Annotated in this window: 21 protein-coding genes and 2 pseudogenes; 6 read left to right on the top strand and 17 right to left on the bottom strand. The window is 63.4% G+C overall.

Annotation, left to right across the window (positions count from 1 at the left end; genetic code table 11):
• Positions 1-276: 276 nt before the first annotated feature.
• Both ACTIFS_RS15665 and ACTIFS_RS15660 read right to left on the bottom strand, forming a co-directional pair.
• Positions 277-699, bottom strand: a complete 423-nt coding sequence (locus ACTIFS_RS15665) for a hypothetical protein (RefSeq protein ID WP_439575056.1) — start codon at positions 697-699, stop codon at positions 277-279.
• 227 nt (positions 700-926) lie between these two features.
• Positions 927-2029, bottom strand: a protein-coding gene (locus tag ACTIFS_RS15660) for an IS3 family transposase (protein ID WP_439575055.1) whose coding sequence is annotated in 2 segments (ribosomal slippage) — positions 927-1768 and positions 1768-2029 — 1104 coding nt in all. Because the reading frame shifts where the segments join, the coding sequence is not laid out codon by codon here.
• 98 nt (positions 2030-2127) lie between these two features.
• Here ACTIFS_RS15660 and ACTIFS_RS15655 point away from each other — a divergent pair.
• Positions 2128-2271, top strand: a pseudogene (locus ACTIFS_RS15655) (transposase); the annotation flags it as partial.
• Between the two features lie 236 nt (positions 2272-2507).
• Here ACTIFS_RS15655 and ACTIFS_RS15650 read toward each other — a convergent pair.
• The 12 genes from ACTIFS_RS15650 to ACTIFS_RS15595 all read right to left on the bottom strand — a co-directional run bounded on the left by ACTIFS_RS15650 (position 2508) and on the right by ACTIFS_RS15595 (position 13393).
• Positions 2508-2729 (bottom strand): DUF2274 domain-containing protein, encoded by a 222-nt coding sequence (locus ACTIFS_RS15650; protein ID WP_439575054.1) that lies wholly within the window; start codon positions 2727-2729, stop codon positions 2508-2510.
• Positions 2730-2731: 2 nt separating this feature from the next.
• A complete protein-coding gene (locus ACTIFS_RS15645; protein WP_439575053.1) occupies positions 2732-3952 on the bottom strand; it encodes a TrbI/VirB10 family protein in 1221 nt (406 codons plus the stop codon).
• Complete coding sequence (trbG, locus tag ACTIFS_RS15640) at positions 3949-4998, bottom strand: P-type conjugative transfer protein TrbG (RefSeq protein ID WP_439575052.1); 1050 nt, start codon at positions 4996-4998, stop codon at positions 3949-3951. Before trbG ends, ACTIFS_RS15645 begins: the two co-directional genes overlap by 4 nt.
• Positions 4995-5678 carry a conjugal transfer protein TrbF gene (trbF, locus tag ACTIFS_RS15635; protein WP_439575051.1) on the bottom strand — a complete coding sequence of 228 codons (684 nt, stop codon included), beginning with the start codon at positions 5676-5678 and terminating at the stop codon, positions 4995-4997. The genes trbG and trbF overlap by 4 nt, the downstream gene beginning before the upstream one ends.
• Positions 5678-7042, bottom strand: coding sequence for a P-type conjugative transfer protein TrbL (gene trbL / locus ACTIFS_RS15630; protein WP_439575050.1), 1365 nt, complete (start codon positions 7040-7042; stop codon positions 5678-5680). The genes trbF and trbL overlap by 1 nt, the downstream gene beginning before the upstream one ends.
• 4 nt (positions 7043-7046) lie before the next feature.
• A complete protein-coding gene (trbK-alt, locus tag ACTIFS_RS15625) occupies positions 7047-7397 on the bottom strand; it encodes a putative entry exclusion protein TrbK-alt (protein WP_439575231.1) in 351 nt (116 codons plus the stop codon).
• Between the two features lie 22 nt (positions 7398-7419).
• On the bottom strand, positions 7420-8187 hold the full coding sequence (gene trbJ / locus ACTIFS_RS15620) for a P-type conjugative transfer protein TrbJ (RefSeq protein WP_439575049.1): 768 nt from the start codon (positions 8185-8187) through the stop codon (positions 7420-7422).
• The gene (gene trbE, locus ACTIFS_RS15615; RefSeq protein WP_439575048.1) at positions 8184-10640 is read right to left on the bottom strand and encodes a conjugal transfer protein TrbE; all 2457 of its coding nucleotides are present in this window, start codon (positions 10638-10640) and stop codon (positions 8184-8186) included. The genes trbJ and trbE overlap by 4 nt, the downstream gene beginning before the upstream one ends.
• A gap of 12 nt (positions 10641-10652) precedes the next feature.
• A complete protein-coding gene (locus ACTIFS_RS15610) occupies positions 10653-10934 on the bottom strand; it encodes a VirB3 family type IV secretion system protein (RefSeq protein WP_439575047.1) in 282 nt (93 codons plus the stop codon).
• Positions 10934-11266 carry a TrbC/VirB2 family protein gene (locus ACTIFS_RS15605; RefSeq protein ID WP_439575046.1) on the bottom strand — a complete coding sequence of 111 codons (333 nt, stop codon included), beginning with the start codon at positions 11264-11266 and terminating at the stop codon, positions 10934-10936. Before ACTIFS_RS15605 ends, ACTIFS_RS15610 begins: the two co-directional genes overlap by 1 nt.
• Positions 11263-12198 (bottom strand): P-type conjugative transfer ATPase TrbB, encoded by a 936-nt coding sequence (trbB, locus tag ACTIFS_RS15600; RefSeq protein WP_439575045.1) that lies wholly within the window; start codon positions 12196-12198, stop codon positions 11263-11265. The genes ACTIFS_RS15605 and trbB overlap by 4 nt, the downstream gene beginning before the upstream one ends.
• A gap of 274 nt (positions 12199-12472) precedes the next feature.
• Positions 12473-13393 carry a LysR family transcriptional regulator gene (locus ACTIFS_RS15595; RefSeq protein WP_439575044.1) on the bottom strand — a complete coding sequence of 307 codons (921 nt, stop codon included), beginning with the start codon at positions 13391-13393 and terminating at the stop codon, positions 12473-12475.
• 90 nt (positions 13394-13483) lie between these two features.
• Here ACTIFS_RS15595 and ACTIFS_RS15590 point away from each other — a divergent pair, with 90 nt between their 5' ends.
• The 4 genes from ACTIFS_RS15590 (at position 13484) to ACTIFS_RS15575 (ending at position 16910) form a co-directional block, all read left to right on the top strand.
• Positions 13484-13945, top strand: coding sequence for an ester cyclase (locus tag ACTIFS_RS15590; RefSeq protein WP_439575043.1), 462 nt, complete (start codon positions 13484-13486; stop codon positions 13943-13945).
• Positions 13945-14868: an NADP-dependent oxidoreductase gene (locus tag ACTIFS_RS15585; RefSeq protein WP_439575230.1), complete on the top strand. Its 924-nt coding sequence runs from the start codon at positions 13945-13947 to the stop codon at positions 14866-14868. Before ACTIFS_RS15590 ends, ACTIFS_RS15585 begins: the two co-directional genes overlap by 1 nt.
• 128 nt (positions 14869-14996) lie before the next feature.
• Complete coding sequence (locus ACTIFS_RS15580; protein ID WP_439575042.1) at positions 14997-15992, top strand: MBL fold metallo-hydrolase; 996 nt, start codon at positions 14997-14999, stop codon at positions 15990-15992.
• Positions 15993-16010: 18 nt separating this feature from the next.
• Positions 16011-16910 carry a LysR substrate-binding domain-containing protein gene (locus tag ACTIFS_RS15575; RefSeq protein ID WP_439575041.1) on the top strand — a complete coding sequence of 300 codons (900 nt, stop codon included), beginning with the start codon at positions 16011-16013 and terminating at the stop codon, positions 16908-16910.
• 97 nt (positions 16911-17007) lie between these two features.
• Here the strand turns inward: ACTIFS_RS15575 and ACTIFS_RS15570 are convergent, their stop codons facing one another.
• Genes ACTIFS_RS15570 through ACTIFS_RS15560 form a run of 3 tightly spaced genes read right to left on the bottom strand, consistent with a single transcriptional unit; the run spans position 17008 to position 19191 of the window.
• A complete protein-coding gene (locus tag ACTIFS_RS15570; protein ID WP_439575040.1) occupies positions 17008-17505 on the bottom strand; it encodes an ester cyclase in 498 nt (165 codons plus the stop codon).
• Positions 17506-17548: 43 nt separating this feature from the next.
• Positions 17549-18460, bottom strand: a complete 912-nt coding sequence (locus tag ACTIFS_RS15565; RefSeq protein WP_439575039.1) for an SDR family oxidoreductase — start codon at positions 18458-18460, stop codon at positions 17549-17551.
• The gene (locus ACTIFS_RS15560; protein WP_439575038.1) at positions 18457-19191 is read right to left on the bottom strand and encodes an SDR family oxidoreductase; all 735 of its coding nucleotides are present in this window, start codon (positions 19189-19191) and stop codon (positions 18457-18459) included. The genes ACTIFS_RS15565 and ACTIFS_RS15560 overlap by 4 nt, the downstream gene beginning before the upstream one ends.
• Before the next feature lie 286 nt (positions 19192-19477).
• Here ACTIFS_RS15560 and ACTIFS_RS15555 point away from each other — a divergent pair.
• Positions 19478-19882: pseudogene (locus ACTIFS_RS15555) on the top strand (transposase); the annotation flags it as partial.
• Positions 19883-19957 lie beyond the last annotated feature (75 nt).

Genomic DNA, 19957 nt, shown 5'->3' with positions numbered 1-19957 from the left:
ACTCTTGTTTGAAGGGCCGCCGCCCGTGAAATTTTAGCTCTGTGGAAACCCGCGATTCACTTCAAAATCCAGTTCCGAGAGGAGTGCCGGTTCCACCCCCCCGGCCAGCCGCACTACCTTGTGTCTTAACGAAAGAAAGATTGGCTGGTCACACAATCGTTCTACGCTGTCGGGAATGCGAGCCTCGTAACCAGCTTCACAAACGCTTCAACCGTCTTGGGGCGTGGGTGTGTTCCGCTGGCGAGATTGAACGCACAGATCCTGCCTGATCGGTCGTTAAAGGCGATCCGCCGATACTTTAGCGTTGCGGACGCTATCCCAAATCATGAAGCCCTGCTGCCATGGCGCCGCATGCTTGCCTGTGCAGTTGTTTCCAATGGTGACTTGCAGTCCGTTAACTTTTCGCAGGTTCGTCGCCAGCCGGTCTAACTGGTTCATCGGCACGAGCTGGTCGTCTTCACTTTGATCGGCGACAGCAAGCTGTGGCGCTCGGCCCCTGGAAAGGCGTTCGGCGATCCGATCAGGATCAAACCGAGCTGGGCTGTATCCGGGCCACTTGCTTTCATCCGCGCCAAATGCATTCGACAGCATGATTTTGTAGTCCGTGCTGAGAATGTCATGCGCCGGACCGAGATCGTGGACCAACGACGGAAGGTCATAGAGCCCGTTCAAGCCGATGAGGGCGACCGGCGTCGGCATTTCAAGGGCGTCGTCGAGACCGTGATAGCTCGGTGCCTCAAGCGCGGCTTGGAAGGCGATGGTCGCGCCACAACTATGCCCGGTCAGAATGTAGGACTGATCGGTTAGGCCGATCGATCGAAGCTGAGGTGACCCCTGAAACTCCTCCAGAAATAACTAGAGTCCGCCCCAGGATTGAACCGCTCCCAAACGTTGGACCGCCGGAGGTTAGAGTTTTCCGGCTTGTTTCAGGGAGGCGGACTGGTTGCGCCCCCTGAATTCACCAACGAGATCGGAACCTTGTTGCCGATCGCACCATGAGGTCGCTCCTCATTGTAGTATCTACGCCAATCCTCCATCTTTTCGCGGGCATCCGCAAGGGTCAGGAACCAATGCTGGTTCAGGCATTCCGCTCGGAAGCGACCGTTGAAGGCCTCAATGAAGGCATTGTCGGTCGGCTTTCCCGGCCGTGAGAAGTCCAGGACGACGCCTTTTGCGTAGGCCCAAAGGTCAAGATCGCGGGACACGAACTCCGTCCCCTGGTCCACACGGATCGTCTTCGGATAGCCGACTTTCCGGCACACCCGTTCCAAGGTTTGCACAACGTCCTCACCTCGATAGCTGTGACGCGGATCAAGCACCGGCACATAGCGTGAGAAGGTGTCGACCACGGTCAGAACCCGCAATTTCTTGCCGGTGGCCAGTTGATCATGCACGAAGTCCATCGCCCACACATCGTTTGGACCAACCGCCGTCTGACGATCTTCCCGAAGCTTCGCCCTGACCCTGCGCTTCGGAGTCTTGTTCCGCAACTGCAGGCCCAAGTCCCTGTAGATGCGATAGGTTCGCTTGATGTTGGTGCCCCAACCCTCGCGTTCGAGCAACACGTGCACACGGCGGTAGCCGTAGCGCACACGTGTCTCGCAGATCTCGCGGATACGACGTTCCAGACCGGCCTGATCGGGACGGCGAGAGGTGTAGTGGTAGGTCGACCGATCAAAGTTCAACGCTCCACAGGCACGCCGGATCGAGATCATCCAATCCCGACACATGCCCTTCACCACCTCCCGCTTCCGAGCAGGCCTCAGAGCTTTCGCCGAATGACATCCTGCAGCATCTCGCGGTCCAGCGTCAGATCCGCGACGATCTTCTTCAATCGCGCGTTCTCATCCTCGAGCTGCTTCAGCTTCTTCATCTCCGGCGGCAACATGCCGGCATACTTTTTCTTCCAATTGAAGTAGGTCGCCTGGCTGATCCCCGCCTTCCGGCAGATCTCCGCAACCGACACCCCTTCATCACCCTGCTTCAGAATAAACGCCTTCTGGGCGTCCGAAAACTGCGATGCCTTCATCGTCTTCCGTTCCTTTCCCAGCCAGGAAAAATCACCGGAAAACTCTAACCAAAATCGGTCCAGTTTGAAGGGTTCAGATCAAGGAAAGGGACGGACGAATGAAGCGATCACGATTCACGGAAGAACAAATCATCGGGATCCTGCGCGAGCAGGAGGCGGGCGTGCCGGTGGCGGACCTGTGCCGCAAGCACGGGCTGAGCTCGCTGACCTTCTACAAGTGGAAGGCCAAATACGGCGGACTATCTGAGTTGGACCGCCATATGGTCTCCGGCCAATGCGAACTCAGCTTTGAGGCGCCTGCTGGATCTGGCCGGCGAATTTCGGCCTCCCGAGGGCCTGGGTCGGGTTCGAGCCGCATTCCCAGACATCTTTCGTGGGCTCTAGATGCTATTGCGGATTCCATGATTGCCAAGGTACTGGCAGTCCGGCGTGGTGATGGATCGATGACCCCTCGGTCGGCCACCCTGCGTTCGAAGGATCATCGCTGGCCGTTGCGGGCTTTTACGAATCCCCGATCTGACGCAATGAAACGCTGCAACATCGGGACAATAAGGCGCACCGGATCGGTGACAGGCAGTGCGCTCTCTCTCGCTAGAATTTCGGCATAGGCCGCTAGATCGCGGTGGAGCGAAGCAGGCAGATCGACGGTCACTTTCACTGGCTTGTCGTCGGGCAGCGGCCCCAGCTTCAGCTTAGCCATCATTATCCTCCGTAGGGTTCGAGCGCCAAATCCCGCGTTACGATGACCCTGACGGGGAAACCCGGTCGGATCGTCAGCGTCGGCGTAACGTTTAGCTGACGGCGCACGATTTGCTGGCCGGCGTCATTAATCGTGTCCTGCCCGCCGTTGCGGATCGCCTGAATCAGACGATCGTCATCGTCCACGGCGAGTTCGGCAGCGACGCTGAGCAGCGTTGAGAGACCGGCCGCCTTGGCGAGGTCCCACCAGTGATAATCGACGCCGTCCTGCAGGCCGGCGTAGCCTTCAGCGTCAGCGCCCGGCTGACGCTCGAGGACGATCGACCGGCCGTTCGGGAAAATCAGCCGGTTCCAGACCAACAGCACCCGGCTCTGCCCGAACTGCACATTATTGTCGTACTGGCCGACGACACGCGTGCCCTGCGGCACCAGAAGTATCCGGCCTGTCGGGCTGTCGTAGATGTTCTCGGTTACCTGGGCGGTAATCTGGCCGGGGAGATCCGAACGGATACCGGTGATCAGTGCGGCGGAAATCACAGCGCCCGCCTGGAGGACGTTCGGAGATGCCGGCGCAGCGATGCGATCGGGAGCTACTGTTCGCCGATCGGCAGCGGCGTTGAGGAAGGCATTCTGCCGGTCCTGCGCCGTCGGCGTCGTGGGCGGCGGCGCCAAGCCAAGGCCGGTGAGATCGGGTATCGGTTGCGCGCCGGGCGTCGACTGGGACGGCGTCGCGGTGGCCATCCGCGTTTCTGTGGCGGCGAACAGCCGCGCGGTGCGGGCCGATTCCAGCTCCTGAATGCGGCGCTGCTCTTCCGGGCTGAGACCCGGATTGGGTGCCACGCCGGGCGTCGGTACGGGTTGGCCGCGGTTTTGCGCCCCAAGGATTGGGCGGCCGAGGTCGCCCGGAAGTGGTGGGCCCAGCTGAGGCACAGCGCTGTAGTCGCGCGGCAATCCAGCAATTCCGTCTGCCGTCGAGCGGTTCTCGGTAGAGTAGAGCTCTTCGTTCGGCCGCCCCGCATCGCGGGTCTGAAGGGCATAGATAAGCGCGCCGCCGATCCCGACGCTCGCGAGCAGGCCGAGACCCGCCAGCACCTTTCGCGACAGCCGCGTGACGCGCGGCGGCTCGGCGCGCAGCCGCATCGGCGACGGACCGACGGGCTCGCCGGTCAATGGCCGAGCCTCCTCGTCCGGCCCTTCCTCTTTCCGGGGCTCCGTCTCGCTCACGACGCCGGCCTCCCATCAGTACGCACGATGCGGACGCGCTTCTGGCGATTGCCGGAGCCGTACCGCAACTCGGCGGCGGCGAAGAGCCGATCGACGATCATGTGATGGCCTCGCACCCGGTAGTTCACCAGCTCCGAGGTGTTGCCCTCGGGACCGACCACGAACAGCGGCGGCATCTCTCCCTGGCCGATGCCGCGCGGGAATTCGATGAAGACCTGGCGGCCGTCGTCGAAGGCTCGCAGCGGCCGCCAGGGCGCGCGATCGCCGTCGATCGCGTAGCGGAAGTTGACGTTGGCGAGGTCGACACCGGATGCGACCGGCTGCGCGGCCTCGGCTTGGCTGTTCTGCCGGTGTAGTGCGATGAGCTGGTCCTGCGGATACTGCCACGAAACCGAGGCCATGTAGGTCCGCTCGGTCGAGCGCAGCTCCATGTGATAGGTGCGCAGGTTGGTGTTGATGACAAGGTTGGTCATCAGATCCGGCCGGGTCGGCTTGACCAGGATGTGGACCTGCAGGGTGGCCCCGGCGCCGCTCTGCGTGTCGCCGATGATCCAGCGCACCGTATCACCGGCGGCGACCGGGCCCGAGCCGACAAGCTGCTCCCCCGGCTGCAATGCGATGTCCGTGATTTGCCCGACGGCGGTGTAGACCTGATAGAGCGCGCCCTGCGTGAATGGGTAGACCTGCATCGAGTTGATGAAGCCGTTCCGCACAGGCTGGATGCGCGCAGCGGCGTTGGCCTGGTTCACGCGCGCCGTCGGGTCGGTCGGCTCCGGTGTGCTTCGAGACGGTTCGACGCGTTGCATCTGCCCAGGCAGCGGAAGCGGTCGCGGGATCTCGACCACGGTGACCGGCGCCGGTGGGTCGACCGTCTGCACGGCAGGCGCCGCATTGTCGTAGGAGATTTCCGGAGGCGGAGTGCTGGTGGTGCAGCCGGCCAGCGCGGACGTCGCCAGCATCAGGAGCGGAAATGCGCTTCGGCGCAGAGCCGGGAATGCGGAATCGTGTGAAGCCGGCTTTCCGGCTTTACGGAAAGACGGCTTCATTGACCAAGCTCCCGTGACCAGTTGATGGCGTTGACGTAGATGCCGAGCGGGTTCGCCCTGAGCCGATCGGCATTGCGCGGGAACTGCACGACGATCGTCAGGATCGCGGTCCAGCGCTCGGTCGTGGCAAGCTGACCGTTCTCGTAACGGCGCTCGACCCAGGCGACGCGGAAGCTGTCCGGTGAGGCGCGGATGACGCTGGAGACTTCGACCGCGATCTGCTGGCGGCCGACCTTGGTGAACGGGTCGTTGGCGCGCGCATAGTCGTTGAGCGCCGCCGCGCCGCGGTCGGTCGTGAAGTCGTAGGCGCGCAGCCAGTTCTGCCGCACGATGATGGCGTCGGCCGGTATCGAGCGGACCTGCTCGATGAAGCGCGCCAGGTGGAAGGCGATCTGCGGGTCGGTCGGGCGATAGTCGGCAACCGCTGGCGCTACGGCCTGCGCTTGGCCGAGCCGGTCGACCTGCACCACCCAGGGCACGATCGTGCCGCGCGCCGATTGCCAGACCAGCGCGGTTGCGAAGCCGGCGGAGAGGATCAGCGAGCCGAAGGCCATCAGCCGCCAGTTCCTCGCCTGGACGCGCGAGGAGCCGATCCGCTCGTCCCATACCTGTGTGGCGCGCTGATAGGGTGTCTCGGGTTCGGGGGCTTTGCCATAGTGGGTGGAGGGTCGTTTGAACATCAGCGGTCGCCTTCGGAAAGATTGACGGAAGAGCCGCCGCCATGGGCATCACCGGAGCGCACGGCGTGGGCGGTCGCCTGGACGGCGTGGGTCATGCGTTGGGAGCGGCGCATGCGCTGCGCCCATGCGGGCGGTCCGCTGGCGGTTGCCGGTGCGGCCGAGCCGCCGCCATCGCCCGCCGCGTCGCCACCGACCGATCCCATCGTCGAGGAGCCGCCAGTGGCTTCGAACGCGGCCTTGCCGCCGGCATTGAAACTCGAGCGCATGCTCTCGGCGGCGCGTGAGGCGGCACGGCGCAGCGGCGAGACGGCCGCACTGCCGCCAGCGCGGGCGACACCGCCAAGGCCTGACGCGACGCCGCTGGCGCCTGACTGGCCGGCTGCGCCGAGGCTGTAGGCCGTGGATGCGCCGCCCGCCATCGCCGCCCCGCCCCGGGCCGCGGCTGCTGCGCCTCCGGCCAGTGCGGCGCCACCGGATGCAACGACGCCGACCGCGCCGGCTCCGGCGGCGATCATGCCGCCGGCCGCGAGGCCTGTACCCACCGCCGCGCCGGCGCTGAGCTGCGGGCCGCCAGAGACGATGCCGCTGGCGATGCCGGGGCCGAAGATGCCGAGGCCGAGGAGAGACAGGGCGGCGAGCACGATCGCCATGGCTTGGTCGATGGACGGCGTGGCGCCGCCGAAGCCGGCCGTGAATTCAGAGAACAGCGTCGAGCCGATGCCGATGATGACGGCCAGCACCAACACCTTGATGCCGGACGAGATGACGTTGCCGAGCACGCGTTCGGCCATGAAGGCGGACTTGCCGAACAGGCCGAACGGAATGAGCACGAAGCCGGCGAGCGTCGTCAGCTTGAACTCAATGAGCGTGACGAAGAGTTGGATGGCGAGGATGAAGAAGGCGAGCAGCACCAGCGCCCAGGCGAGGAACATGCAGGCGATCTGGATGAAGTTCTCGAAGAACGACCAATAGCCCATCAGGCCGGAGATGGATTCCAGGAGCGGACGTCCGGCATCGAGGCCGGTCTGGGCCACCTTGCCGGGCCGCAGCAGGTCGGCGGTCGTGAAGCCTGTGCCGCTGGCCTTCAGGCCCAAACCCGCGAAGCTCTCGAAGACGATGCGCGCGAGATTGTTCCAGTTGCCGATGATGTAGGCGAACACGCCGACGAACAGGGTCTTCTTCACCAAGCGAGCGAAGATGTCGTCGTCGCCGCCCCATGACCAGAACAACGCCGCCAACGTCACGTCGATCACGATGAGGGTCGTGGCGATGAATGCGACTTCACCGCTCAGCAAGCCGAAGCCTGAATCGATGTACCGGGTGAAGACTTCGAGGAAGTGGTCGATGACGCCGGTGTTGCCCATGACGCTACCGCGTCTCGGTCGGCGGCGACGCCGGCGCCGGCTGGGCCGGGACATCCGCGTCCGCTGGCGGGTGTGGAGCTGGCGCGGCTTCCGGCAGCCGCTCGGCAGGTCGAGCACCCGGCGCGAGGAAGCGGTTGCGGTTCTCCGCCCAGGCCCGCAGGCAGGCAGGATCACGCGGTCCGGCTTCGCCGAGTGCCTGGCACCGGAATAGCTCCTCGCGCAGTGGGTCAGACGGGGCCGTGCTCGGTCGTGACGAAGCCCAGCTCTCCGCCGGCTCCTCATCCCGGCTTAACTCGATCGCCGTCGCGGTGACGGCCACCGCGACGAACACAACCGCGCCAAGTCGGGCGAGCATCTTGCCGTCCATGGCCGCGCCCTCAATTGCCGCTGTTTGGGAACATGCGGGCGTTGCCCGCCTGGTAGCCGGAGCCCGGTGTGAGGAAGCGACGGCGCTGCTCGCGGCCTTGTTCGGCCGCGGCAGCACGCTCGGCTTCGCTAAGCGCCTGTGCTCGGCCATTCGACGCGACGACGGCGGTGAGGTCGGCAAGCTGCTGCGCCTGAAGCGCGAGGAGCTGGTTACCGGCCTGCGTCGCCTGCAGCGCGCCCGTCGCTCCCTGGCTGCGGCCGATCAGCGAGGACATTTCAGACCGGTTGGTGTCGATGTTGCTGACGACGCCGGCCTGCACGCGCATGGCGTCTTGCAGCCCGCCGACGGTGTTCTGCCAACGCTCGCGCGCCTGCGCCACGAGCGCCTGGTCGGAGGCGGACATTGAGGCGTTGCCATAGGTCGTCTGGAACGCCTGATCGATGTTCTGGACATCATAGGCAATGCGCTGCGCCTGTTGCAGCAGCTGCTGGGTGCGCTGGACCGACTGCTGAAGCTGCTGGAGCGACGAATACGGCAGGCTCGCGAGATTGCGGGCCTGGTTGATCAGCATCGTCGCTTCGTTCTGAAGCTGGGTGATCTGCTGGTTGACCTGCTGAAGCGTGCGGGCCGCCGTCATGACGTTCTGCGCATAGTTGGTCGGATCGTAGACGAGCCATTGCGCCGCGGCCGGGTTGCTGAGGATCGGCGACAGCGCCATCGGCGCCGTGAGTAGAACGGCGGCGATGGCGCGCGAGGGGGAATGGACGGAACGGGTCATGGGCGTGCCTCCGGATCGGTTTGGGGGGTGACGTTGGTGAGATCGGCGATGAGGTCGGCCGCCCAGGCGAGCCGGTTTTCAGCAAGCCACTCGGCGAGGAAACCGTCAGTGCCGCTGCGGGCGTGAACCTCGGCGATTAGCGCCTGGTGCTGCTTCGACGAGGCGGCGCAGAGCGCCAGTGCCACGTCCGACAGGCCCAGTTCGAACAACCGGTTGCCGCGCCGCGACTGGCAGTAGTAATCGCGCTTGGGCATCGCCCGCGCGAGGATTTCGATCTGGCGATCGTTGAGGCCGAAGCGGCGATAGATGGCGGTGATCTGCGGCTCGATGGCGCGCTCGTTCGGCAAGAGGATGCGGGTTTGGCAGCTCTCTATGATGGCGGGCGCAATGGCCGAGCCGTCGATGTCGGAGAGCGACTGGGTGGCGAAGATGACGCTGGCGTTCTTCTTGCGCAGCGTTTTCAGCCATTCGCGAAGCTGACCCGCGAAGCCCTCGTCATCGAGGGCGAGCCAGCCTTCGTCAACGATCAGCATCGTTGGCCGCCCGTCGAGACGATCCTCGATACGATGGAAGAGATAGGCGAGGACGGCGGCCGCGGCGCCGGTTCCGATGAGACCCTCAGTCTCGAACGCCTGGACTGAGGCTTCGCCGAGGTGCTCGGCTTCAGCGTCGAGCAGGCGGCCATAGGGGCCGCCGACGCAGTAGGGCCGGAGAGCCTGCTTGAGATCGTTGGACTGCAGCAGGACCGACAGGCCGGTGAGCGTGCGCTCGCCGATCGGCGCGGAGGCAAGCGATGAAAGCGCTGACCAGAGATGCTCCTTGACTTCGGGGGTGATCGAAACGCTCTCGCGTCCCAGAATGGCAGTGAGCCAGTCAGCCGCCCATGCCCGTTCAGCGACGTCGCCAATGCGTGCCAGCGGCTGCAGCGACACGCTGTCCTCGGCGCCATCGGTGAGTCCGCCGCCGAGGTCGTGCCAGTCGCCACGCATGGCGAGCGCTGCGGCCCGTATTGAGCCACCGAAATCGAAGGCGAACACTTGGGACCGCTCGTAGCGGCGGAACTGCAACGCCATCAGCGCGAGCAGCACCGACTTGCCGGCGCCAGTCGGTCCGACGATCAGCGTGTGACCGACGTCGCCAACGTGGATGGAAAGCCGGAACGGGGTAGAGCCTTCGGTCTTGCCGAACAGCAGCGGGGGTGCTGCGAAGTGCTCGTCCCGTTCCGGTCCCGCCCATACCGCCGACAGCGGGATCATATGGGCGAGATTGAGCGTGTTGATGGGCGGCTGCCGGACATTCGCATAGGCGTGGCCGGGCAGGCTGCCGAGCCAGGCGTCGACGGCGTTGATGGTTTCGGGCATGGCGGTGAAATCGCGGCCCTGGATGACCTTCTCGACGAGGCGCAGCTTTTCGGCCGCGATGCGCGGATCCTCGTCCCAGACGGTGATCGTCGCTGTCACATAGGCTTGGCCGGCATAGTCGGCGCCGAGCTCCTGCAGCGCCATGTCGGCATCGGCCGCCTTGTTCGCGGCGTCGGTGTCGACCAGCACCGATGCCTCGTTGGTCATCACCTCCTTGAGGATGGCGGCAATCGACTTGCGCTTGGCGAACCATTGCCGCCGGATCTTGGTCAGCAGCTTCGTCGCGTCGGTCTTGTCGAGCAGAACGGCGCGTGTCGACCAACGGTAGGGGAAGGCCAAGCGGTTCAGTTCGTCGAGGATGCCGGGCGTGGTGGCGGTCGGGAATCCGACGATGGTGAGGATGCGCAGATGCGTGTCGCCAAGGCGCGGCTCGAGCCCGCCGGTGAGAGGCTGATCGGCCAGCAGCGCATCAAGATAGATCGGTGTCTCGGGCACACGGACGCGGTGGCGCTTCGTGGAAACCGTCGAGTGCAAAAAGGTCAGCGTCTCAGTGTCGTCCAGCCAGTCGCATTCCGGCATGAAGGCGTCGATGAGTTGGAGGATGCGATCGGTGCGATCGGTGAAGCCGCGCAGGACTTCGTGGGCATCGACGCCGGCGTGATCGCGTCCTTCGTAGAGCCAGGTTTCGGCGCGTGCGGCGTCCTCAGCCGGCGGCAGATAGAGAAAGGTCAGGAAGTAGCTCGACTCGAAATGCGCACCAGCTTCCTCGAAATCCGCTTTGCGTTCGGCGTCGACCAGCGCGGAGGCGCTGTCGGCGAACATGCTGGCGGGATAGGTGGCGGCTCCGTGCCGCTGCGCCTCGACGAATATCGCCCAACCCGAGCCGAGGCGGCGGAAGGCGTTGTTGAGCCGTCCGGCGACCGCGATCAGCTCGGCCGGCACGGCGCTGTCGAGGTCGGGGCCGCGAAACCGGGCGGTGCGCTGCAGGCTTCCGTCCTTGTTGAGGACAACGCCTTCGCCGACGAGGGCGACCCAGGGGAGGAAGTCGGCGAGCCGGGTGTTGCGGTTGCGATATTCGGCAAGGTTCATCATCGGCGCCGCTCCTCAGACCGACAGGTGGCCGGGAATGCGCAGATGCCGGCGCACGACGTCGACGAACTGCGGATCCCGTTTGGCGGCCCAGACGGCGGCGATGTGGCCGATCGCCCAGAGACCGAGGCCGACCAGCCAGAGGCGCAGGCCGAGGCCGAGCGCCGCCGCCAGCGTCCCGTTCAGAATGGCGATCGAGCGCGGCGCGCCGCCGAGCAGAATGTGCTCTGTTAGCGCCCGGTGAACCGGGACCGAAAAGCCCGGCACTTCGCCTGCCGTCTCCGCCGACGTCGCCATCAGACCAGCGCTCCGCCGCCGAACGAGAAGAACGAGAGGAAGAAGCTGGACGCGGCGAAGGCGATCGACAGGCCGAAGACGATCTGGATCAGGCGCCGGAAGCCGCCTGAGGTGTCGCCGAAGGCGAGCGTGAGGCCAGTCACGATGATGATGATCACCGCGACGATCTTGGCGACAGGCCCCTCGATGGATTCGAGGATGGACTGCAGCGGCGCCTCCCACGGCATCGACGAACCGGACGCGTGAGCGGCGGGCGCGATCGCCAAGGTGAGGAAGGTGACGGAGGCCGCCGTTGCGATATGACGGCGGTTACGCATGGCATGCTGGATCATGACGGATCTCCTGTGGGGTGCGGACAAGCGGGTGTGACGTGGTAATCGCCGTCGGGACCGAGCCCTTCGACGCGAGCGAGTTGGGCGAGCCGGCGCGAGGCGCCGCGGCCGGAGAGCACGGCAACCAGATCGATCGTCTCGGCGATCAGAGCGCGCGGAACGGTGACGACAGCTTCCTGGATGAGCTGCTCGAGGCGGCGGAGCGCGCCGATCGCGGTGCCCGCATGAATGGTGCCGATGCCGCCGGGGTGGCCGGTGCCCCAGGCCTTGAGCAGGTCAAGCGCCTCAGCGCCGCGCACCTCGCCGATCGGGATGCGATCAGGGCGCAGACGCAGCGAGGATCGGACGAGGTCGGAGAGCGAGACGACGCCGTCCTTCGTGCGCATGGCGACGAGGTTCGGGGCGGCGCATTGGAGCTCGCGCGTGTCCTCGATAAGCACCACGCGGTCGGACGTCTTTGACACCTCGGCGAGCAGCGCGTTGGTGAGCGTGGTCTTGCCGGTCGAGGTGCCGCCGGCGACCAGGATATTGCGGCGCTCGGCGACGGCGACGCGTAGCACCTCAGCCCGGTCGGCCGCCATGATGCCGGCCGCGACATAGTCGTCGAGGGTGAAGACGGCGACCGCAGGCTTGCGAATCGCGAAGGCCGGCGCGGCGACGACGGGGGGCAGAAGGCCCTCGAACCGCTCTCCCGTTTCCGGCAACTCGGCAGAGACGCGTGGGCTGCCTGAATGAACCTCGGCGCCGACATGGTGCGCGACGAGGCGAACGATGCGTTCGCCGTCGGCCGGCGACAGCCGTTCACCCGTGTCGGAGAGTCCCTCGGACAGGCGGTCGATCCAGAGCCGCCCATCGGGGTTGAGCATCACCTCGACGATCGCGGGATCTTCCAGAAATTGGGCGATCGCCGGCCCGAGGGCCGTGCGCAGCATGCGTGCGCCGCGAAGGGTTGCCTCCGATTTCTGGTGAGTGGCCGCCACGTCGTCCCCGTTCTCGTGCGGGCCCGCGAAGTGCGGCCCTGGATCGGGGATGAGTAGAAGAGGCAGAAATCAGTCCGTTACAACAACCGAAATGTGGTCGTCGTACTATGGCGTACAAAGACAGGGAAACGGCGGAATATCGAAGCCCGCGTTGCTGGTCGAGCCTGCGGTTTGCTAGCTGCGATGATGCCGGTGTAGCATGATTATTCAATGAACAGACTGCGAGTCATTCACCAGAGCATGTATCTGGAAACGCGCCCGCTATGCAGCTTCTGAACCAGCGTTGGGCCGGGTGCGAGTCATTGCGTCTATGCCACGACATCAGGAACTGCACCGGGTCAAGCTCAAGCGGCGGCTGCAAGACTGCCAGCTTATCCGCATAGCCCGATGCTGTCACGACGCCTGCCATGACGGTGGCGATCATGTCGGATGACGCGACGAGCGCGGGCGCGGCATACATTTGCGGTAGCGTCAGGGCCAAGCGTCGCTTCAGGTCCATTTTTGCCAGCGCTACATCCACCACCCCAAAGCGCTCGTTTTCGGGCGAAACGAGAAGATGAGAGAGGCAAAGAAAGCGCTGGAGATCGAGTTCGCCGAGTGCTGCTGGATGGTCGCTGCGTAAAATGCAGACGAAGCGCTCCTCGAAAAGACGCGTACTGAGAATTCGTCCCGTTGGAGTTGGCTGAACACCAATCGTGATATCGACCTCGCCGCCATCGAGCATGGTAATGGCATCGTCGCGATTGGCGAAGTTCCGGATGTTTAGAGCGATACCCGGCGCCTTCTGTCGAAGGATCGAGACCAGTCGAGGTAGAAGTAGGAAAGTTGGGTGATCGGACAAGCCGACATTCATCGAGACCGTAGAGGTCGAAGGATCGAATTCCTGTGTAAACTCCAGCGTCCGCTGTATCTCGCCAAGAGCGTGAGTGATGGGGTCGGCGAGATCGAGTGCGCGCGGGGTTGGCTGCAATCCGGTTGGGCCACGGACGAACAGTTCATCACGCAGCAGTGTCCGGAGGCGTGCGAGTGCGGCGCTCATCGCCGGCTGGGTCCGACCGATGCGCGTGCCCGCACGCGTTACACTTCGCTCCGCCATCAGAGCATCAAACGCAACCAGCAGGTTCAAATCGATGCCATGTAAATCCATGGCGTTGATGTTCGCACATATCGCATATCGATTTCAAGTATGTGTAGCCACAGTTTAAAGATTGGGGGTCAACGAAAAAAGGACTCCCTGATGACGATAACCAACGAGACGGAGGTGATCGGCCTTTCGCCTGAAGAGTGCACCGCCGTCGAGACCTTCTATAAAGCCTTCGCGGGCCAGCTCGAGCTGCTGGATGACGCCGTGACCGAAGATTGGCAGGACATCCCCCTCGCTCCGCATCAGCAGCCGGGTCGCGAGGGCATGAAGCCTCTGATCGATGGCTTCAGGGCTGCGTTTCCAGATGCGGCAGTCACGATCCACGAGATCATTGGAGCAGGCGGTCGCGTCGCTGTGCGTGCGTCAATTTCGGGGACGCACCTCGGAGAATGGTTCGGCGTAGCTCCGACAGGCAAATCGTTCGAAATGCCGATCCATGAATTTCATCACATCGTCGATGGGAAGCTGACTCACACGTGGCACCTCGAAGACTGGCTGGGCTGGCTCTTCCAAGTCGGTGCATGGCCGTTGGCCGGCAAGCAGGAGAACGCGTGATGAAAGCCGTCCGGATCAGTGGCTACAACGTCGCGCCAGTGCTCGGGGAGATACCGAGACCTGCGGCAGCTGCCGGCGAAGTTCTTGTTCGCGTCGTAGCAGCCGCGCTCAACCCGCTCGATGTCAAGCTTCAGCTCGGATACATGGAGCAGTTCTTCCCGCTCCAGTTTCCGTACACGCTCGGAACTGACTTGGCCGGCGAAATCGAAGAGATCGGACCGGATGTCCAGGGCTGGGCGATCGGCGACAAGATCGTCGCGCGCACTGATCCGACCGCCGGCGGCGCATTTGCCGAGTATGTCGTGGTTCCCTCCAACTACCTGGCGAAAGCGCCCGCGACCATCCCGCTTGAAGATGCCGCCGGCATTGGGACGGCTGCCGGTACCGCCTGGCAGGCGCTCTTCGAAAGCGCCGCGCTGACGAGCGGTCAATCCGTCCTTATTCACGCCGGCGCAGGCGGCGTCGGAAGCTTCGCCATTCAGTTCGCACGGAACGTCGGTGCCCGCGTATTCGCTACAGCATCGGGTGACGGCGTCGATATCGCTCGTCAACTGGGCGCGGATAAGGTGATCGACTACCAGGCCAGCGATTTCGCCCGAGGCGTTTCCGATGTCGATGTCGTGCTCGATACGATCGGCGGCGATATGCAACGGCAGTCTTACAAGGTGCTGCGTGTCGGTGGGCATCTTCTCGCTACCGCACTTCCGCCCGACGAGGCCTTGGCCAGGGCCCACAATGTCGAAGCTGGCTTCGTCTTCCATAGCTCCAATGGGGAACGCCTTCGACGCGTCGTCGAACTAATCGGCGAGCGCGGGATGAAGGTTCTGCTGGATCGGAAGACACCGTTGAGCAACTTTACAGAAGCGTTCGCGCACCAGGCATCTGGCCGGGCTCGCGGCAAAATTATCATCATCTTCGACTGACCCACGAGGCTGCGGCCGGCACCCGGCTGCAGCCTTGATGGCTTTGTCATCAGCAAGCCGGTTCACAAGGGCCGTGCCGATCGACTGCGAGCGCCGACACAGAAGCCGCAGAGCATAGGAGAAGTGTGATGCAGACTTACATTGGCTTGAATTCCGACAGGCGGGATCTACTGAAAATGGCCGTGCTGGCTGGACTGGCCAGTGCGATTTCATCTCCCGCCAGCGCCCAACAGCAAGTGACTTTTGAACCACCGGCGCGGCCTATGCCAACGGTGGATACGCGTTATCCGGCCGAAATGGCGCCGGGGGTGTTCATCATACCCGACAAGCGTATCCCGCTCGTACCGAACATCGGGATCATCGTTGGCACGGAAAGCGTGCTCGTCGTTGATTGCGGGCTCGGTATCGACAGCGCCGAGAACGTCCTCCGCTTAACGCGGGAACTCGCGCCGGGACGCCGGATATTCCTGACTGTCACCCATGCTCATCCGGAGCACGGCTTCGGCGCCCAGGTTTTTAAGAACGACGCGCGCATTTATTACAACCGTTCGCAGGCTGACTATTTCCGGCGTTCAGGCCAGACCTTACTCGACGGTTTCAGATCTGGCGTTTTGCCCGAGTCCCAGAAGCATCTGCTGGATGGGATCGTTCTGACGCCGCCGCACGAAACCTACGATACCCCAGAATCAATGCTTGATCTTGGCGGCCGAGAGGTCCGGCTAAAAACGTGGGGTACCGCCCACTCTCCTGGAGATCAAATCGTCTACCTTCCGCGAGAGGGCGTCTTGTTCGGAGGCGATCTGCTCGAAGAGCGGATGTTCCCGATCGTGCCCTTTTTTCCGCCGATGATACAAGTCGAGGATATCGACCTTGCAAAATGGGAAGTCGCGCTTAACGATATCATTCAATTGCGGCCACGTTTGATCGTCCCGGGCCATGGAAACCTGGGTGGCGTCGAAATCCCTGAGGCGGTACTTGCTTACTTCGGATCCCTCCGTGAGACCGTAGGAAGCCAGGACACTTCGGATGCCGATGCGCAGCGATTTCTCCGAGAGCGCTACGCCACTTGGGAAAACCCCGAGTTCATAGGCCCGGCAGTCAGGTACATCCGGCAGCGGGGATAGGCACGGTGGGATAAGGCCGTGCCGGACCTTTTGCTCGATCTTCGGTATCTAAGATATGCGATTACAGTAGCAGAGCACGGGAGTTTCCGTCGTGCTGCGGATATCCTCAATCTTTCTCAATCAACCGTCAGTCGCCGGATCCAGTTACTGGAACGCCGCCTTGGCGCTCCACTTTTCGACCGCGACAAAAGCGGAGCGCGTCTGACACCTACGGGCGCACGCTTTCTCAGCGACGCGGCTCCTGGCGCTGACGTTCTAGCGCAGGCTGCCGAGAAGCTGATCGCTGCGAAGCAGAGCAAGGTTGGTCGTATTAAGATTGGATTCGTGGGTTCACTAAGCCGCGGACACCTTGCAGAACTCCTGCGGTTATTTCGTGCGAGGTCGGCCGTCAGTGTGGCTGTGGAGGAGTTGTCCTCCGTCCAAGCTATGATGGCGGTGCGGAGCGGGCGGCTCGATGTCGCAATCGTTGCAACCAACTCGACGATTCCGGGGCTCGCCTCCCGGCAACTCTTCAAGGAACGCCTCTACGTTGCGCTCCCGGCGACGCACAGGCTTGCGGCACACCCTCATCTACATTGGAGTGATTTGCGCGACGAGGTCTTGCTTGTGCGCTCCGACGTGGAGGGGCCTCACCTCCAGGAATTGATCGCTCACGAGTGGGCCGCAATGGGCGCTCAAGCCAAGGTGACGGTTCAAAGCGTCGGTCGCGACAATCTTCTCTGCATCGTGGCCGGCGGACTTGGCGTTTCCATCGAACCGAGCTCGACGTTGGGATTGCCGTTTCCTTACGTCACCTTCGTACCTCTCGGTTCAGACGAAGGTCGTCTAACTTGGAATGCGGTATGGCTAGCCTCCAACGAGGAAGCCCCGCTCAAGCTTTTGCTGGAACTAAGCAATCAAATTGCCACATCAGAGTAATAGTGATTGGCAGGGCGTAGGGAGAAGGGCCATGAACAGGTAGGCTGCGGGGTCGGCGACCTCCTCACCGACGCGTAGCAGCGCAAGATGGCTAACGTTATTGCTCGCCGCTCAACTGCCGCGTGGCTCGAACCCAATCCTCGGAATGGTATGTACGGACGACCTTGCCAGCGTCGACCTCGTGAATATCGAGCGTCATGATCCGGAACGATCGGCCTTGGGGATTCACGCCCATGAAGGGGCCAGCCGGGGCGCCAGTCGCCTCACTTCGCACAATGATGCGGTTTCCTGAGACCAGGATTTCCCGGATTTCGAACTTAAAGTCCGGAATGCGAGCAATGCGAGAGCTCCAGCGCGCGATCGTTGCCTCTCGCGTCTCGCACGCGTCGTTGAGGCTGCAATTTTGCCAGTCGGGCGAAGTCGCAGCTTCCAGCCGCGAACGAACGTCTTCGGTGGATGAAGCCGTCAGTGCTTCGTAGAGCGGTCGCACGATAGAGACGACATCGTCTGGACTGGCCGCTTGAAGGCGCGCGGTGTCTGGCTCCTGCGCCGTAAGGGCGGCAAGTGCGCCCACAGCGATCGAAAGATTTCCCATGGCTTGTCTCCAGCGGGTTTGGATTCGTGATCGGGCGGTAGAGTCAGCCCGCCGGTGGAGCGAGATCTGACAAGCTGAATGCCTCGAGGAGGGCGGTCTGGCGGGCGTCTCGCACCGTCAGAATCTCCTCGATCCCCTTCTTTTGGGCGTCGACGACAATGCGGTACGGTCGCTGTCCGACAGGATGGGCGATTGCGTCGCGCAGTGCCTCGCCGACGCTCGCTACATCCAGGGACCCGCCGTTCGCATCATCGATGGATTGAAGGCGATTACCGAGCGTTTCGGCTCGCGCCGGCAAGTCGCCGTATTGGGCGACCACAGCCGGAAACGCGGGCGTGTTGGCGTGTGTGAAATGCTCCGTCCCGGTAGTGAAGGCGCCGGGAATGATGATGATAGTGTCGATGCCGAACGGCCGAGCTTCCATGCCCATCACCTCGGCCAGAACCTCCCCGGCGGCCTTCGCGGCGGCGTAGGGTCCCAGAAAGGGTTCGGAGATGTGGGCGGTCGTGCTGCTGATATAGGCGAGTGTGCCGTGACCCTGACGGCGCATCAGGGGCAGCACCGCACGATTAACCCGCAGCCACGACGTGGCGTTGGTGTCGAAGATCCGTTGGACCTGTTCCGGGTCGAAAGCCTCTGTGACGCCGGTCATCAGCATGCCCGCGTTGTTGACGACAACATCAAGCCGGCCCTGGTCGGCCATGATCTGATCGACAGCCGCCCGGCAGCTAGTCTCGGAAAGGACGTCGAGGTCCACAACCCGTATGTCAAGATTCTCGGTCGCGGCGAGATCGCGGATTGCATTGGCTCGACTGTCCGCTTCTGGCCGTGCCAGACGGAGGCTCGCATAGACGATGTGGCCGGCGCGCGCGAGTACGGTCGCGATGGCGTTGCCGATCCCGGAACCGGCGCCGGTGACGAGTACGACTTGCTTACTCAGGGCTTTGTCGGTCATGCGATGCCACCGTTTGCGCGAATGATCTGGCCGTTGATCCAGGCCGCGTCAGGAGAGGCGAGGAAAGCTATGAGGCTGGCTATGTCCTCCGGCTGGCCGAGCCGCTTCATTGGCGCCATTCCCGCCATGCGCTCGATGTCGGCATCCGACTTGCCGTGGAGGAACAGTTCGGTCTCCACCGGTCCGGGGGCTACGGCGTTGGCTGTGATGCCACGTGATCCAAGCTCCTTGGCAGCGACGCGGATCATGCCTTCCACCGCACCCTTCGTAGCGTTGTAGATGCCGTATCCGGGGGCGTTGAGCGCCAGCGTGGTGCTGGAAAAGCCTATCAGCCGGCCCCCGTCACGTACCCGGCGAGCCGCCTCGCGGAATGCGTTGAACGTGCCACGCACGTTGACTGCGAAGTGGCGGTCGAAATCGTCGTCCGTGGCGTCTGCGAGAGCTGACGGCGTCATGATGCCGGCGCTCGCGACAACGATATCCACGCCGCCATAAGTTTGAGTGGCGGTTTCGAAGAGAGTTCGAACTTCTGCGGCGACCGCAACATCGGCGCGCACGGCTGTCGCACGTCCGCCGGATGTTTCGATCTCGTTAACAGTTTCCTCGGCGTCCTCCGTTGAGTCGGCGAAGTTGACGACGATCGCACAGCCCGCCTTCGCCAACGCTAGGGCACTCGCTCGTCCGATACCCCTCGACCCTCCGGTGATCAAAGCTGTCTTCATTTTCTCCATCCAGCGATTATTCGTCCGGATGAAGACTAGGTGCTGACGCTACATTACAAAAATCGATATTTAATATGGCAATCCATCAATGGGGATGATGCTCAACGATCGTCTATCGCGGGATAGCTGGCGGATGACTATCTTATTGCGCCCTGGAGTAGCTTCGCTCGCGGGCGTCTTGTGTGTGTTTGGGCTAGCGGGAGGCGCCCGCTCGCCTAGCAGGCTGTTGAAGAAGTCGCTCGCCCGACCCGTGTCGGCGTGATTCAATCCCCCTGGCTGGCTTGGGAGGGTTGATTTGCGGGGATCGGACGAGAGCACGGGGGCGCTGTTCAGCTACGTGGACCTGGAGTCTCGGGTGCGGGTGGATCATCCGCTTCGGGCGATCCGGGACCTGGTGAACGAGGCGCTGGCCGCGTTGGGGAGCGACTTCAGGGCGCTCTATTCGGGTCTCGGTCGGCCGTCGATCCCGCCGGAGCGGCTGTTGCGGGCCATGCTCCTGCAGGCTTTCTATTCGATCCGGTCTGAGCGTCAGCTCATGGAGCGGCTGGACTTCGACCTCCTGTTCCGCTGGTTCGTCGGGCTCGGCATCGATGATCCCGCCTGGGATCATTCGACCTTCTCCAAGAACCGCGACCGCTTGCTCGAGGGCGACATCGCCCTCGAGCAAGCTGTGCTGGCGCAGCCACGGGTGAAGCGGCTTGAACCGCCCCGGTTTTGCCGGAGGCAGGTTGTCGTAAGTTATGCGGCCATCGCTGTCTCTGCCAACGAGGCGTAG

Origin of the sequence: Phreatobacter sp., from assembly GCF_051860605.1 — a bacterium.
GTDB lineage: Bacteria > Pseudomonadota > Alphaproteobacteria > Rhizobiales > Phreatobacteraceae > Phreatobacter.
Note: the sequence above shows the minus strand (reverse complement) of the source record. Positions and strands in the feature narration are given on the sequence as shown.